The 15,723-nt window shown below is 60.0% G+C and carries 14 protein-coding genes and 1 tRNA gene; 9 read left to right on the forward strand and 6 right to left on the reverse strand.

The window, feature by feature from the left end; all coding sequences use genetic code 11:
* The first annotated feature begins 72 nt into the window (after positions 1-72).
* The 3 genes from msrA to epsC all read left to right on the forward strand — a co-directional run bounded on the left by msrA (position 73) and on the right by epsC (position 2,223).
* The gene (gene msrA, locus ABDK06_RS01775) at positions 73-597 is read left to right on the forward strand and encodes a peptide-methionine (S)-S-oxide reductase MsrA (protein ID WP_394938293.1); all 525 of its coding nucleotides are present in this window, start codon (positions 73-75) and stop codon (positions 595-597) included.
* Between the two features lie 99 nt (positions 598-696).
* Positions 697-1,632 carry a cysteine synthase A gene (gene cysK, locus ABDK06_RS01780; RefSeq protein WP_394938295.1) on the forward strand — a complete coding sequence of 312 codons (936 nt, stop codon included), beginning with the start codon at positions 697-699 and terminating at the stop codon, positions 1,630-1,632.
* A 3-nt stretch (positions 1,633-1,635) separates the two neighbouring features.
* Positions 1,636-2,223: a serine O-acetyltransferase EpsC gene (epsC, locus tag ABDK06_RS01785; RefSeq protein ID WP_394938297.1), complete on the forward strand. Its 588-nt coding sequence runs from the start codon at positions 1,636-1,638 to the stop codon at positions 2,221-2,223.
* Between the two features lie 178 nt (positions 2,224-2,401).
* Here epsC and gndA read toward each other — a convergent pair whose 3' ends face one another.
* The 6 genes from gndA to ABDK06_RS01815 form a co-directional block, all read right to left on the reverse strand.
* The gene (gene gndA / locus ABDK06_RS01790) at positions 2,402-3,838 is read right to left on the reverse strand and encodes an NADP-dependent phosphogluconate dehydrogenase (RefSeq protein WP_394938299.1); all 1,437 of its coding nucleotides are present in this window, start codon (positions 3,836-3,838) and stop codon (positions 2,402-2,404) included.
* A 445-nt stretch (positions 3,839-4,283) separates the two neighbouring features.
* A complete protein-coding gene (locus ABDK06_RS01795) occupies positions 4,284-5,021 on the reverse strand; it encodes a hypothetical protein (RefSeq protein WP_394938301.1) in 738 nt (245 codons plus the stop codon).
* Positions 5,022-5,314: 293 nt separating this feature from the next.
* Positions 5,315-5,390, reverse strand: a tRNA-Val gene (locus ABDK06_RS01800).
* A gap of 30 nt (positions 5,391-5,420) precedes the next feature.
* Positions 5,421-6,380: an NAD-dependent protein deacetylase gene (locus ABDK06_RS01805; protein WP_394938303.1), complete on the reverse strand. Its 960-nt coding sequence runs from the start codon at positions 6,378-6,380 to the stop codon at positions 5,421-5,423.
* Positions 6,377-6,838, reverse strand: coding sequence for a redoxin domain-containing protein (locus ABDK06_RS01810; protein ID WP_394938305.1), 462 nt, complete (start codon positions 6,836-6,838; stop codon positions 6,377-6,379). The genes ABDK06_RS01805 and ABDK06_RS01810 overlap by 4 nt, the downstream gene beginning before the upstream one ends.
* Positions 6,835-7,254 carry a DUF3052 domain-containing protein gene (locus ABDK06_RS01815; protein ID WP_394940775.1) on the reverse strand — a complete coding sequence of 140 codons (420 nt, stop codon included), beginning with the start codon at positions 7,252-7,254 and terminating at the stop codon, positions 6,835-6,837. Before ABDK06_RS01815 ends, ABDK06_RS01810 begins: the two co-directional genes overlap by 4 nt.
* A 290-nt stretch (positions 7,255-7,544) precedes the next feature.
* Here ABDK06_RS01815 and aceE point away from each other — a divergent pair, with 290 nt between their 5' ends.
* From aceE to fabF, 6 genes are all read left to right on the forward strand, one after another.
* Positions 7,545-10,298 (forward strand): pyruvate dehydrogenase (acetyl-transferring), homodimeric type, encoded by a 2,754-nt coding sequence (gene aceE, locus ABDK06_RS01820; RefSeq protein ID WP_394938307.1) that lies wholly within the window; start codon positions 7,545-7,547, stop codon positions 10,296-10,298.
* 303 nt (positions 10,299-10,601) lie between these two features.
* Positions 10,602-11,792 carry a PucR family transcriptional regulator gene (locus ABDK06_RS01825; protein WP_394938309.1) on the forward strand — a complete coding sequence of 397 codons (1,191 nt, stop codon included), beginning with the start codon at positions 10,602-10,604 and terminating at the stop codon, positions 11,790-11,792.
* Positions 11,793-11,927: 135 nt separating this feature from the next.
* Positions 11,928-12,881, forward strand: coding sequence for an ACP S-malonyltransferase (locus ABDK06_RS01830; RefSeq protein ID WP_394938311.1), 954 nt, complete (start codon positions 11,928-11,930; stop codon positions 12,879-12,881).
* A complete protein-coding gene (locus ABDK06_RS01835) occupies positions 12,881-13,939 on the forward strand; it encodes a beta-ketoacyl-ACP synthase III (RefSeq protein ID WP_394938314.1) in 1,059 nt (352 codons plus the stop codon). Before ABDK06_RS01830 ends, ABDK06_RS01835 begins: the two co-directional genes overlap by 1 nt.
* Positions 13,940-14,069: 130 nt before the next feature.
* Positions 14,070-14,315: an acyl carrier protein gene (locus ABDK06_RS01840; RefSeq protein WP_394938316.1), complete on the forward strand. Its 246-nt coding sequence runs from the start codon at positions 14,070-14,072 to the stop codon at positions 14,313-14,315.
* A gap of 142 nt (positions 14,316-14,457) precedes the next feature.
* The gene (fabF, locus tag ABDK06_RS01845) at positions 14,458-15,693 is read left to right on the forward strand and encodes a beta-ketoacyl-ACP synthase II (protein WP_394938318.1); all 1,236 of its coding nucleotides are present in this window, start codon (positions 14,458-14,460) and stop codon (positions 15,691-15,693) included.
* Positions 15,694-15,723: the final 30 nt, after the last annotated feature.

The raw sequence follows: 15,723 nt of genomic DNA on the forward strand, positions 1-15,723 counted from the left end.
ATGTCGCGCTTCTGTCGCCCCTGCCCGAGAGCGCCTCGGGAATCTTCTGCCCGTTCCGAACATTGAAAGAGCGTGAAGACTTTTATCTTAGGCGGCGGCTGCTTCTGGTGCCTCGATGCCATTTATCAAAAAACCCGTGGTGTCACTGAAGTCGTCTCCGGGTACACCGGTGGCTACACCACCAACCCCGATTATGACTCGGTCTCTTCAGGCGTCACCGGGCACGCCGAAGTAGTAGCCGTGACTTTCGATGAAACAGTGATCCCGGAGGAAGTGATCCTCGATCTCTTCTTCGTTTCGCACGATCCCACCACTTTGAATCGTCAAGGCTACGATGTGGGCACCCAGTATCGCTCCTCGATGTTCTACCTTGACGCCGAGCAGGAGGCTGCTTTCCAGGCAGCGATTGAGCGGGCCCAGGCACTGTGGTCGGACCCGATCGTCACCGAAGTGACACGGTTGCCGAAGTTCTATCGGGCTGAGGAATACCACCAGGATTTCTACGCTAAGCATCCCGAACAGGGTTATTGTCAGGTGATCATCAATCCCAAGTTGGCCAAAGCCCGAAAATATTACTCTTCGTGGCTGGTAGCTTAGATTTCGGAGCTTCACGCTGACTAGGATTTGCAAGGACTTTTAGCAATCCCTCAAGCCCCCCAAAGGCTCCGACCCAGAAGCGACTCAGATAGGAATCCGATGGCTGCGATCTATGAGAACGTCACCGAATTGGTTGGACGCACTCCGCTCGTGAAACTCAATAGGCTGACCGAGGGCCTGGCCGCGACGGTGGCCGTGAAGCTTGAGTTCTACAATCCGGCGAACAGCGTGAAGGACCGGATCGGCAAGGCTATCATCGACGCAGCCGAAGCCTCAGGTGCGCTCAAGCCCGGGGGTACCGTGGTGGAAGGCACTTCTGGGAACACCGGTATTGCGCTCGCCATGGTCGGCGCGGCTCGCGGTTACAAGGTCATTCTGACCATGCCGGAGACCATGTCCACTGAGCGTCGGGTGATGCTACGGGCCTATGGTGCCGAGATCGTTTTGACGCCGGGTTCTGAAGGCATGCGAGGCGCGGTGGAAAAAGCCAAAGACATCGTGGCCGCCACGGAGAACGCCATCTGGGCTCAGCAATTCGCTAATCAGGCCAATCCAGCGGTGCACCGGGCCACCACCGCCGAGGAGATCTGGAACGATACGGACGGCGCCGTGGACATCTTCGTCTCGGGCGTCGGCACCGGCGGGACCATCACCGGCGTAGGTCAGGTGCTGAAGGAACGCAAGCCCGGTGTTCAGGTGATCGCCGTGGAGCCCAAAGACTCCCCCATTCTGAACGGCGGCTCCCCCGGACCGCATAAGATCCAGGGTCTGGGAGCGAACTTCGTCCCCGAAGTATTGGATACCGGAATCTACGACGAGGTGCTCGACGCTTCTCTGGAGGATTCGGTTGCGGTAGCCAGAGCACTGGGCACTCAAGAAGGTATTCTGGGGGGTATCTCCTCCGGCGCTATCGTGTGGGGCGCTCTGGAATTGGCCAAGCGACCTGAAAACGCCGGAAAACTGATCGTCGCCGTGGTTTGCGACTTCGGGGAGCGTTATATCTCCACTGTTTTGTACGACGATATTCGAGGCTAAGGGATGACATTCTTCGCCAGGCTGCGCGAAGACCTGACGGCTGCTGGCTCTCACGATCCAGCAGCCCGTGGCACGGCAGAGAACTTTTTCATTTATTCAGGTCTGCACGCGATCTGGGTGCATCGCCTCACTCACAAGATGTGGCAGCATCCCGGATTGCGATTCCCGGCTCGGGCGCTATCGCAGTTGGCCAGGTCAATGACCGGGATCGAGATTCATCCTGGAGCCACTATCGGGCGCCGCTTCTTCATCGACCATGGCATGGGCGTAGTGATCGGAGAGACCACCGAGATCGGCGACGATGTGATGCTCTATCAGGGCGTGACCCTGGGTGGCCGATCACTCGCTAAAGTCAAGCGTCATCCCACCCTGGGTGACCGGGTGACGGTGGGTGCGGGAGCCAAGGTGCTCGGGCCCGTGGTGATCGGCTCCGATACCGCCATCGGGGCGAACGCAGTGGTGGTCAAGGACGCCCCCGCGGAGTCCATCGTGACCGGCATCCCCGCGACCTGGCGACACCGGGACGCCAAGCGGGAAACCGCTCCCGCGGTCGATCCCGCCGAGTATATTGACCCGGCGATGTACATCTGAGCCAATATGGCTGCCTCGAAGGGGCTTTGCTCGCGAGCAGTAATTCAGCGAAAACGAGCTGACGCTTCCCGAGCCCTGATCCGCTGGAGGGTTCGGACCCGTCTCGCGAGCAACAATTCAGCGAAAAACGTGCTGAATCCATCTTCGCTTCGACAAATCCGAACCCTCCCGAGAGAACTTAGTGGCTGTCTACGGCTTCAATCTCGGAGCGATCTTCACCCCAGAGCGTGTGGAAAGTGCCTTCGGCATCCACTCGATGATAGGTATGAGCACCAAAGAGATCCCGAAGCCCCTGGGTCAAAGCCGCGGGCAGGCGCTTACGGCGCAGGCCGTCGTAGTAGGCCAAGGACGCCGAGAACACCGGCACTGGGATACCGAGTTGCACAGCGATCGAGACTACCCGACGCCAGGCGGGCAGTGCCTCAGCGATGGCCTGCGCGAAGGCTGGGGCGAAGAGCAGGTTCGCGGGCTTCTGCTCGGCAGCGTAGGCCTGGGTGATCTCCTTGAGGAGTTCAGCCCGGATAATGCAACCGCCCCGCCAGAGCGAAGCGATCTCGTCGAGCTTCAAATCCCAGCCGTATTCCTCCGCCGCCCCGGTGAGCATATCCAGGCCCTGTGCATAGCTGACCAGCTTGGAGGCGTAGAGCGCTTGCCGGACATCGTCCACAAAGCCCTCGGGAATACTGACCTGAGCTTCCTGACCGGCCAACGTCGTCTGCGCTTCTACCCGTTGCGCGGCTTTGGAGGACAAAGCGCGGGCAAATACCGATTCGGCGATGCCCGAGGTCGGCGAGCCAAGTTCCAGAGCCGAGATCACCGTCCAGCGGCCGGTGCCCTTCTGGCCTGCTTGATCAACCACGACGTCGACAAAAGGCTTGCCGCTCTTGGCATCGACGTGACCCAGGACCTCTGCGGTGATCTCAATCAGGAAGGACGCCAGCTCGCTCTTATTCCATTCGGTGAAGACCTTCGCCTGCTCAGCGGGCTCGAGACCTGCCCCGCTGCGCAAGAGATCATAGGCTTCGCCGATGACCTGCATATCCGCGTACTCGATGCCATTGTGAACCATCTTCACGAAGTGTCCGGCACCATCGGTGCCGATCCAGGCGCAGCAGGGCTGACCGTCCACCTGGGCTGAGATCTTCTCCAGCAGCGGACCGAGAGCCTGATAGGACTCGTAAGAGCCACCAGGCATGATCGAAGGGCCGTTCAGAGCTCCTTCTTCGCCACCGGAGACCCCGATGCCGACGAAGTGCAGGCCCTGCTGAGCCAGTGCGGCTTCTCGGCGCCGAGTGTCCGCGAAATGTGAGTTCCCGGCATCGATCACAATGTCGCCCTCTTCGAGCAGCGGAACGAGCTGGTCGACCACAGAGTCGACCGGGGCACCGGCCTTGACCATGATCAGCACCCGCCGTGGTTTCTCTAGGGCGGCGACCAACTCAGCGAGGGTCTCAGTGCGAATGAAATCGCCTTCCGAGCCGTGTTTGGCCAAAAGTTCATCGGTTCGGCTCGCTGAGCGGTTGTGCAAGGCCACGGTGAATCCGTTCCGGGCCAGATTACGCGCCAAATTGGCACCCATTACCGCCAAGCCTGTAACGCCGATCTGTGCAGACATTCTTCCTCCAGGGTCATAAAAGTCCTAACACTATGAAGCCTAGTGCCCTTCGGATGGCATTGCTCATGCTGACGCCGGCGCCGTTCAGATCACTGGACTGGGCTAGCCTCGGGGGATTTTGTTTAACGTGCAAATGCTTGTACATTTGTCTTCGGTCTTCTGCGCTGGCATCCCCCAATAGTCAGCGCAGAAGACCTTTTCATTTAACCTCCCGGGGGCCAGCGTCTCAGCGCTGGCGGGACGCAGCACTTCGGGTATCGAGACGACTCCGCATTCTCGATTCAAAGCGGTTGAGGATCTTCAAAAAAATCCTGCGAAAAAATGAGGCAAACTGTCATAGAAACTTTGCATCGGGGTCTCACCCGACTATGATAAATATTGACTCCTGATCGTCGTATCCCCCAATAACGACGATCAGGAGTCTTTTATTTTGCTAGCCCGGCGCTTAACCTCTTACCGAGCCCAAACAGAAGACGGAGCCCGTCCCAGATCTTTTCACAACGCTCTTGCCGTCGATGAAGATCTCACAGCTCACCTGGTTGGCCGCCGATGAGGAGACGGAGAGCGAGGCCAAGCCGAGAGCAGCTTTTCCAGTGATCTCCTTCTCCCAGTTGCCCTTGATCGGAACATTGGAATCAGCTTGCTCACCCACCGCGTATTTCACCACGGCATCCGCGGCGGACGAGGTGACCAGCTTGAAGGTGTGTTCTTTATCCAGATCCGAAGGCAAAATACTCGGGAAGCCACTGGAGAATTCGGTGGGTATCTTATTGAGATCCTCTTTGAACGCATTGCTGACGGCGGTAAAGGCGATCATCGACACCACAATAGAGGCCACCAGGCCAAGCACACCCAAGGAACCGCCGATAGCGGGCATCACCTTGGAGCTGTCTCGGCGTGAGAGAGCGATCGCACCACAGATCACCGCTCCCAGGCCAAGCAAAACGCTGACCAATCCGATGAACGGAATCCAGCAGAGCAGTATGGCCAGGATACCCAGGACCAGCGCTACGACGGGGAGTGCTTTTCCGGCCGGCGTCGGTGGCTGATAGCCCTGCGGATATCCCGACTGCTGGCGCCCGTCCGTTGGGTACCCAGGCGTCTGGATCGACGGAGCAGGTTGCTGAGGGGGCCGATAGCCGGATGGCTGCTGTGGTTCAGGAGTCCCTGGAGTTTCAGACATTTGACCTTCTCTAAGATGAGCCGGTAGAGCCGTCTTCCAGCAGCCAGAAAGGCCTGCGAGTCCAACAGCACTAAGGAAATCAGTAAATGAGAAATAATATCTCATTTTACAAGAAGGTGCCTTTTCCGGGGCGAAGAGCTCCGCTGGCAAAATCGGCATTCGTAGCGCCTGGACGCCCTGATGACCTGGCGCGATCTTAGCCTTATCTCATTGATACCAAGTCCGCAACTGCCCTGTACTAAAAAACCCCGCTCTGCAAGGTTAAGTTTCCTTGAAAACGGGGCTTTCTTCGGTGGTGGGTCCTACCGGGATCGAACCGATGACATCCACGGTGTAAACGTGGCGCTCTACCAGCTGAGCTAAAGACCCATGATTGCCGCTCAACACGACAACGAAGTTCTACTCTACCCGAGAGAGGGGGTGCTCCCGCAAATCCGGCAATTTCTCGGCCAGATAGCTCAGAGCTTCGCTGACTCCTGCCTCAATTTTGAGGGTCGCTAGATCGTCTCCCCGGGTGGCACCCCTATTGATGATCACCACGGCTTTGCCCTCTTTCACCGCTCGACGCGGAAATCTCAAACCACTCATCACGGTGAGCGAAGACCCGGCAACCAGAAGTGTGGTGGCTCGCTCGACGATGTCGAAACTGCGCTCCACCCGTTCCTTCGGCACGTTCTCACCGAAGAAGACAAAGTCCGGTTTGAGCATTCCGCCGCAGACCGGGCAAGGCGCAATCCTGAAAGAATCGATCAGCTCGGCACTATCCAATTCCGCGTCGGCGTCGGGGGCCAGATCAATTGGACCGCTCGCCTCAGCGCGTTCGACGAAGCCAGGATTCGCCTCATCCATCAAGGTGGCGATGCGATCACGGCTGAAGTCGGTATGGCAATTCAGGCAAATCACCCGGTCGAATCGTCCGTGCAGATCTATCACCTGGGTAGCCCCGGCGTCCTCATGCAGTCGGTCGACATTCTGGGTGATGACGCCGCTCAGCAATCCGCGCTTTTGCATGGCAGCGACCGCCAGGTGCCCGGCATTCGGTGATGCCCTGTGCAGATGCCGCCAGCCCAGCTGATTGCGTGCCCAATACCGCCGTCGTAAAGCCTGATCACCGGTGAATTGCTGGTAGGTCATCGGGTTTCGGACCGGAGCACCGGGCCCTCGGTAATCCGGGATGCCCGAATCGGTGCTCAGCCCGGCTCCGGTCAGCAAAGCTACCGGATTTCCGCCGAGCAACTGAACCGCCTGGTCGAGCATGGCGATGTGCTCTGCGGTTAAGGCACTCGGCGCGCCTTCCGTAGTCGTCGAGGCGAAACCCGTCAGTCCGAGTCCAGGCCTCGGCTGCGATGGCACTGTCATGACGTTTCCAGGGCGGCCAAAGCCGCCTGATAAGCGCTCCAAGGCCGAGCTTCCCCGGTCTGCGCAAAAAAACTGGCTCGCAAGGTCCCCGACTCATCCAAGACAAAGCTGCCTCGCTCCGCCATACCCCGTTCGGCGTCGAAGATCCCGTAGGCCTGGCAGACCTTCCCGTGCGGCCAGAAATCACTCAAGAGCTCGAAAGGTAAACCCGCGCTTTCAGCATAGGCCCGCAGCGCGTACTTACTATCCACGGAAATCCCTAGAACCCTGACTCCTGAGAGTTCGGCAGAGCGGTTCCTGAGTTCCAGCCATTCGGAGCCGCAGGTCGCGGAGAAGGCGAAGGGATAGAAATTCAGCAGCACTCGGCTACCTCGTAGTCCCTGCAAGCTGACCACTTCGCCGTACTGATTCTGCAAGCCGAAATCCGGCGCTGGTTGGCCGATCACGGGAATCGTCATTTATTGCGGCGTGGTACCAGCCGGGTGGCTGCCCAATCCTCGGAAACTCCGACAGTGGAAGTCACGTGCAGACCAGCGGTCGGCGCAGCTTCCTGAATCTCTGACGGCGGAAGATAGCCCTCTCGTCCTGGCTTCGGGCTCAGCACCCACACCACGCCGCCCTCCTCGAGAGAGGTCAGAGCGTCCATCAGAGTATCTACTAGATCACCGTCGTCTGCGCGATGCCAGAGCAAAACAGCATCCACCACTTCATGATCGTCTTCATCCAGAAGCTCAGAGCCAATCAGGTCTTCGATATCGTCGCGAAGATCAAAATCAACATCCTCGTCGTACCCGAATTCCTGAATCAACTCACCTTCTTTGAACCCAAGTCGTGCCGCCACATTCGTGGATATGCCGGCGTCGGCCTCGCTCACGGTGTCTCCCGAACCTTTCTGCAGTATGTGTTTCATCACAAGACAACACCCTAAACCCCTCAGCTTCAAGTCCCCTTAACTGAATCGAAACCGGTTTCGCCCTGGTACGCCACTTCTCGTTCAAGAATCCGCCGGAACGTGGAAAGTTTGAAACATCTGCCGATGACTCTTCACAGTGGAGCAGCCAGCTACGCATCTAGGGCCACAGCGGTCTAGAGTGGACGGTGGGTTATGCCCACGATTGCTTCACAATACTGTTGCAAAACCATGCTTCATAAGAGAGGTTGAACGTGACTGCTGGGGAAGAAAATTCTCACATTCTGAGCGTGTTGACGAATCAGCTGCCTGACCGCGATCCGGAAGAAACAGCTGAGTGGATCGAGTCCCTCGATTCTCTGATCAAGGAACAAGGCACTGAGCGGGCGCAATTCATCATGCGCTCGCTATTGCAACGCGCCGGAGCGCAGAGCGTGGGCGTGCCGATGGTGACCACCACGGACTACGTCAATACGATTCCGGTGGACCAGGAACCAGAGTTCCCGGGCGATGAGGAGATCGAGCGCAAATACCGCGCCTGGCTTCGCTGGAATGCCGCGATCATGGTGCACCGGGCTCAGAAACCCGGGATCGGCGTCGGCGGTCACATCTCCACCTACGCCGGTGCCGCGACGCTCTATGAAGTGGGCTTCAACCACTTCTTCCGCGGCAAGGACCACGCCAGCGGTGGCGATCAGGTGTATTTCCAAGGGCACGCCTCCCCCGGCATGTACGCCCGCGCCTTCATGGAAGGACGGCTCAGCGAGGAAGACCTCGACGGCTTCCGCCAGGAAAAGTCCAAAGCAGGGCACGGCCTCTCTTCCTACCCGCACCCCCGTCTGATGCCGGAATTCTGGGAGTTCCCCACGGTGTCCATGGGCATCGGCCCGATGAACGCGATCTACCAGGCGCAGTCCAACCGCTACCTGGAAAACCGTGGCATCAAAGACACCTCTGACCAGCAGGTCTGGGCCTTCCTAGGCGACGGCGAAATGGACGAGCCGGAATCGCGCGGCTTGCTGCAACTCGCGGCGAATGACAAGCTCGACAACCTCAATTTCGTGATCAACTGCAATCTGCAGCGCCTCGATGGCCCGGTACGTGGCAACGGCAAGATCATGCAGGAACTCGAAGCGTTTTTCCGCGGTGCCGGCTGGAATGTGATCAAAGTGGTCTGGGGCCGCGAGTGGGATGACCTGCTCGCCAAAGACAACGACGGCGCGCTGGTCGATATCATGAACACCACCGTCGACGGCGACTACCAGACGTATAAGGCTGAATCCGGTGGATTCGTCCGTGAGCACTTCTTCGGCAAATCACCGCAGACCAAGGAAATGGTCGCGAATATGTCCGATGAGGAGATCTGGAATCTCAAGCGCGGTGGCCACGACTACCGCAAGGTCTACGCCGCTTATAAGGCCGCCGTCGAATTCAAGGGCAAGCCCACGGTGATTCTGGCGCACACCGTCAAGGGCTACGGTCTGGGCACTCACTTCGAGGGCCGTAATGCGACCCACCAGATGAAGAAACTCACCCTGCAGGACTTGAAGGACTTCCGCGATCATCTGCGGATCCCGATCAGCGATGAGCAGCTCGAAGCCGATCCCTACAGCCCTCCCTACTACCACCCGGGGATGGACGCGCCGGAGATCAAGTACCTGATGGAGCGCCGTAGCGCCCTGGGCGGTTTCCTGCCCGAGCGTCGGCACCAGCACACTGAGCTCGCGCTCCCCGGCGACAAAGCTTATGAAGTCGCCAACCGCGGCTCCGGAAAGCAGCTGGCGGCTACCACGATGGCTTTTGTCCGGCTGCTCAAGGACCTGATGCGGGACAAGGAATTCGGCAAGCGTATTGTGCCGATCATCCCCGATGAGGCCCGCACCTTCGGCATGGACTCCTTCTTCCCCACCGCGAAGATCTACAACCCCAAGGGGCAGAACTACCTTTCGGTGGATCGTGAATTGGTCCTGGCCTATAAAGAATCTCCTGCCGGGCAGATCGTGCACGCGGGGATCAACGAGGCCGGTTCGGTCGCCGCGTTCACTGCAGCTGGCACCTCCTATGCGACGCACGGCGAGCCACTGATCCCGATTTATGTCTTCTACTCGATGTTCGGTTTCCAGCGCACGGGCGATTCCTTCTGGGCCGCCGCCGATCAGATGACCCGCGGTTTCGTGATCGGCGCTACTGCTGGCCGTACCACGCTGACCGGTGAAGGCCTGCAGCACGCCGATGGGCACTCCTTGCTGCTCGCCTCCACCAATCCCGCGGTGATCGGTTATGACCCCGCTTATGGCTACGAGATCGGTCATATTGTCCGCTCCGGCTTGGAGCGGATGTATGGCCAGGGCGATTCGCTCACCGAAGAGCAGCGGAACGTGATGTACTACCTGACCGTCTACAACGAACCGATCCTGCAACCCGCAGCTCCCGAAGAGGTCGACGTCGAAGGTATCGTCAAGGGCATCTACCTGCTGGCTCCGGCCAAGATCGACGGCCCTCGCACTCAGCTGCTCGCCAGCGGTGTAGCGGTGCCCTGGGCGCTGGAAGCTCAGCAGATCCTCGCCGAGGAATGGGGTGTCTCCGCCGATGTCTGGTCTGTCACCTCATGGACTGAGTTGCGCCGCGACGGCCTGGCCGCGGAAGAGGAGCAATTCCTCAACCCGGCAGCACAGGCCAGGATCCCCTTTGTCACGCAGCAACTCGCCGGAGCAACCGGTCCGATTGTCGCGGTCACCGACCATATGAAGGCGGTGCCGGATCAGATCCGTCAGTTCGTACCCAACGAGTTCGCCACCCTGGGTGCTGATGGATTCGGCTTCTCTGATACCCGAGCAGCCGCACGCCGGTTCTTCAAGATCGATTCGCATTCCGTTGTAGTGCGCGCCCTGGAGATGCTGGCTCGCCGCGGCGAAGTCGACTGGCAAGCCCCCGCTCAGGCGATTGAGAAGTACCGTCTGCTCGATGTGAACGCCGGTACCACCGGCAACGCCGGCGGCGACAGCTAGTCCCCACGCCCTCCCACAGCTCGTACCTCGCTGCGGGGCCCTCGGGCGCGTGGGCCCACTTGCTGCTTCCCAGAGAGGTTTTTGCTGGTTGGACGTTCCTGCCCACTGAATAGCAGTTTCAGCGGGCAGGGACGTCTGACCCCGGTGAAACGCGCTTTCAGTTGGGAAGGCTTGTGCTGGCTCGTCATATGAAGCCGAAATGCGCTGTGACTTGTGGAATAACCACAAACCACGGCGCATTTTTCATGCCAAAGGCACCTTCCGTTGTTTAGTTCCTACAAGCTGAAGGCCTAGACTCAAGGCATGCCTTCTTTGAAGCCCGCCAAAGCCGTTGCGCACAGCAATACTCAGACCCTGGCAAAACTTCGAGCCAGCATTGGCACCCTGTCCACCACGACGGCCAAACAACTCGACATCTCCCTGCCCTGGTATCGGCGGCTCGGCGCGGAAGAACGCAGCGCACTGGGCTTGCTCGCGCAGAACGGCATCGCCTCTTTCGTCAGCTACTACGAAAAACCCTCTTCACCGGCCTGGGTGCTCACCGACGTCTTCGGAAATGCTCCCACCGAATTGGCCAGTTCGATCAGCCTGCAAAAAGCTCTCCAAGTGATTCGCATCGTGGTCCAGACGGTAGAAGACCAAGTTCCAGAACTCGCTGCCCCCGGAGACGAGCCAGCCCTCAGGGAAGCCGTGCTGCGTTACGCCAGAGAAGTTGCCTTTGCCGCCGCGGATGTCTATGCCCGGGCCGCTGAATCCCGCGGCGCCTGGGACACCCGGCTGGAATCCTTGATCGTCGATGCCATTCTGCGGGGCGAGAACACCGATGTGCTGCGCTCACGGATCGCTGCTCTCGGCTGGAAGTCAGATGACAGGTTCACTGTGATGGTCGGCTCAGCCCCGGAATCGGCGGGCCAGGGGTTCGTGAACGATCTGCGCAGGGCAGCGAGTCGACACGCCGAGGACGCCCTGGTGGGAATCCAGGGCGATCGGCTGATCGTGGTGCTCGGCGGAGTAAACGATTCGGAAAGCGCCTATTTCCGGATCAGCGAGCTCTTCGGAGCGGGCCCTGTGGTCTACGGCCCGGAGGCTGCCTCGCTCGTGGAAGCCAGTTACTCGGCGCGCGCCGCCTTCGCCGGACTGGCTGCAGTACGAGCCTGGCCGCAAGCCCCTCGCCCGGTCGCGGCCAATGACCTCTGGCCGGAAAGAGTGATGAACGGTGACGACGACGCTCGGCGCGCTCTGGTACGGGCGATTTATCGGCCGCTGCTAGCGGCTTCCAATGGACTGATCGAAACCCTGAGCGCCTATCTTTCACTCGGCCACTCCCTGGAGGCCACGGCGCGGGAACTCTTCGTCCATGCCAATACGGTGCGCTACCGATTGCGCCGGGTCACCGACGTCACTGGCTGGGATCCGCTGCTGCCCAGAGAGGCTTTTGTGCTGCAAACCGCCCTCGCGGTGGGCAGACTCTCCCGCTCGATCAAGGCACAATAAGAGATAACCGACTAAAACCAGAGGCCCTTTTCGCTAAACATCGGGATGTCTTTGTAGATTACCTACAAGATGCCGCTCGCAGCTTGGTGCCGGAAAACACCGGAAATCCTCGTACTTTTTGGAAAGCTAGATAACGTGTTTGCAATTCTCTGCCCTGGACAGGGCGCCCAGTCCCCCGGTTTCCTCTCCCCTTGGCTCGAATTGCCGGGTGTCGGCGAGCAACTGGCTTCCCTCAGCGAAGTCACCGGGATCGATTTAATCGCGCACGGCACTACTTCAGACGCTGAAACGATCAAAGACACCGCGATCGCCCAGCCGTTGATCGTCGCTGCCGGACTGGTAGCGGCGAAGGCGCTATTGGGCGAGCAATTATTGGCTGCGGAGAATCCAGCAGCCCTGGTGGCTGGGCACTCGGTGGGAGAAATTACCGCTGCGGCCCTCACCGGAGTGCTGAGCGAGACCGAGGCAGCTACTTTCGTCCGTGAGCGAGCAAACAGCATGGCACAAGCGGCCGCGGTGACCCCCACTGGAATGAGTGCCGTGGTGGGCGGCGATCCCGCCGAAGTGCAGGCCGCCATCGCTGCCGCCGGGCTCACGCCAGCGAATATGAACAGCGCTGCACAAACCGTGGCTGCGGGGACGTTGGAGCAGCTCGCTGTCCTCGCTGAGAACCCGCCAGCCAAAGCCCGGGTCATTCCACTTCAAGTCGCCGGCGCCTTCCACACCTCCCATATGCAAGCCGCGGTGAGCGTGCTCGAATCACTCAAGCCACAGCTTCACCCCAACGACCCGGCGGTCACCCTGCTTTCCAATTTCGACGGCGAGCCGGTCAGCAACGGATTCACAGCGCTGGAGAGCCTGATCGCCCAGGTCTCCCGCCCGGTGCGCTGGGATCTCTGCATGAATAAGATGAGCGCCCTCGGGGTTTCCGCCACGATTGAACTCGCCCCGGCAGGGACTCTGACCGGACTCGTAAAGCGCGCTCTGCCCGGAGTTGCTAGCGTAGCGGTTAAGACACCCGCGGACCTCGAAGCTGCCCGCGAACTGATGGCAAGCGCTGCACCCGCAGACGCAGCGAAAGGACTGTAGTGACCACTCCGACCCTGAAACAGACCGCTCTACGGGAGAACACCCGTATTCTCGGGCTGGGCTCGTACCGCTCCGAGCTCGTGGTGACCAATGATGATGTGTGCCAGTGGATCGATTCCTCCGATGAATGGATCAGGCAGCGCACCGGCATCGTCACCCGGCTTCGCTCCCCCAAGGAGGTCGGCGTCGTCGATATGGCAGAGGCTGCTGCTCGTGAAGCACTCAGTAACGCCGGTATTGATGCCTCCCAGCTGGGCGCCGTGATCGTCTCGACGGTAACCCATCAGTACGCCACCCCTTCGGCTGCGGCACTACTGGCCGATCGCCTGGGTGCCACTCCGGCGCCTGCCTTCGATATCTCCGCGGCCTGCGCCGGTTACTGCTACGGTATCGGCCAAGCCGATGCGCTGGTGCGTTCCGGAACAGCCGATTATGTCCTGGTGGTCGGCGTGGAAAAGCTCTCCGATGTAATCGATAATCACGAGCGGACCATCTCCTTCCTACTCGGCGACGGCGCCGGTGCGGCGGTGATCGGCCCCTCCGACAGCCCGGGCATCGGGCCGACGATCTGGGGCTCGGACGGCAGCAAATGGGATGCCATCGGGATGACTCACTCCTTGCTCGAGGTCCGCGATTTCTCGCTCGCTGCTCGCACCGACACGGGGCCGGATGAGGCGCTGGCCTCCGCGGGGATGAACCTTTGGCCGACCCTGCGGCAAGATGGTCAGACGGTTTTCCGCTGGGCGGTCTGGGAGATGGCGAAAGTGGCCAAGCAAGCCCTGGAAGCTGCCGGCGTCACGGCTGACGATCTAGCGGCCTTCGTGCCGCACCAGGCCAATATGCGGATCATCGACTCGCTGGTCAAAGAACTCAAGATTCCAGAGCACGTGGTGGTCGGCCGGGATATCGAAGACACCGGAAACACCTCTGCGGCCTCCATCCCCTTGGCCACAGCGCGTTTACTCAAGGAAAATCCTGCGCTCAGCGGCGGTCTTTCGCTGCAAATCGGTTTCGGCGCGGGCCTGGTCTTCGGCGCCCAAGTAGTGGTTCTGCCATAAATTCATAGTTTTTGCGCGCTTTCACTGCAAAACGCGGAGAAAGTTCGCCATTCAGACCGCAATCGTGGTTTGATCGACACTGCCCACTCACGAATCCTGGTGGGCAAACACCGTAGAAAGGGAGCCTCTAATGGCTAGCAACGAAGAAATCCTGGCCGGCTTGGCCGAGATCGTGAACGAGGAGACCGGTTTGGCTCCCGAGGCCGTGGAGCTGGACAAGTCTTTTACCGACGACCTGGACATCGATTCGATCTCCATGATGACCATCGTGGTCAACGCTGAGGAAAAGTTCGATGTGCGCATCCCAGACGAAGAGGTCAAGAACCTCAAGACCGTTGGGGACGCCGTCAGCTATATCGCCAACGCACAGAACTAAGGCACCGAAACAGCAAGCCGTCAGTTCGGAGTCGCTGACCGGGTGTCATTTGGCTCCGCTTTGGGGGAAGCGATCATTCGGCTTGCGGCGAGCACTCTGCCGCCGCAAGCCGAAACTTCAAACCTTTAATGAGAGAGAAAACATGTCCCGCAAAGTAGTCATCACAGGACTGGGCGCGACCACCCCGATCGGTGGCGATGTCCAAACGACCTGGAAGAACGCATTGATCGGCGTCTCCGGGGCACACACCCTTACCGATGACTGGGTCGCAAAATACGAACTGCCGGTGACCTTCGCGGCCAGGGTTTCCAACCCGGCAAACGAGGTGCTGACCAGGGTTGAGGCGAAGCGCCTCGACCCTTCCAGCCAGTTCGCTGTGATCGCGGCACGTGAAGCCTGGCAGGACGCCGCGATCGAAGATGTGGACCACGATCGCTTCGCAGTAGCCTTCGCCACCGGCATCGGCGGCGTCTGGACCTTGCTTGACGCCTGGGACACACTCCGTGACCGCGGGCCGCGACGGGTACTACCGATGACCGTTCCGATGCTGATGCCCAACGGAGCCGCGGCTGCAGTGAGCCTCGATCTAGGCGCCCGCGGCGGCGCCCATACCCCGGTTTCCGCTTGTGCCTCCGGCACCGAGGCACTACATCAGGGCCTTGAACTCATCCGCTCCGGCAAGGTCGACGTCGTGATGGCCGGTGGCACCGAAGCAGCAATTCACCCGATGACTTTGGCCTCCTTCGCCTCGATGCAGGCTCTCTCCCGCCGCAACGACAATCCGGAAGGAGCCTCACGTCCCTATGATCTGGACCGTGACGGCTTTGTGATGGGCGAGGGTGCGGGAGCATTGGTCCTGGAAGCCGAGGAACATGCTCTGGCCCGTGGCGCCCGGATCTACGGCGAGTTGGCTGGCACTTCGGTCACCGCGGATGCCTATCACATCACCGCACCTGATCCGGAGGGTCTGGGGGCCACCCGGGCGCTCAAGGCAGCACTCTTCGACGCTCGGGCGCAGGTTGAGGACGTCGTGCACGTCAATGCTCATGCCACCTCCACTCCGGTGGGCGATAAGCCTGAATACACCGCTTTGCGCGCTGCTCTCGGCAACCATGTGGAAAATGTGGCAGTCTCTGCCACTAAATCGCAAATGGGTCACCTGCTGGGTGCCTCTGGCGCCGTAGAAGCAGTGCTCACCACGATGGCCGTCGTAGACCGGAAGGCTCCGGCCACGATCAACCTGAAGAACCAGGACCCGGAGATCCCCTTGGACGTAGTGACCACGGCGCGCGATCTGCCGAAGGGCGATATTGTCGCACTCAGCAATTCCTTCGGCTTCGGCGGTCACAACGCCGTGATCGTGGTGCGTAATTACTGAGAACTCGATCACCGGAGCGTAGCCCTCCGG

This window comes from Psychromicrobium ferritrahens (assembly GCF_043789415.1).
Lineage (GTDB): Bacteria > Actinomycetota > Actinomycetes > Actinomycetales > Micrococcaceae > Renibacterium.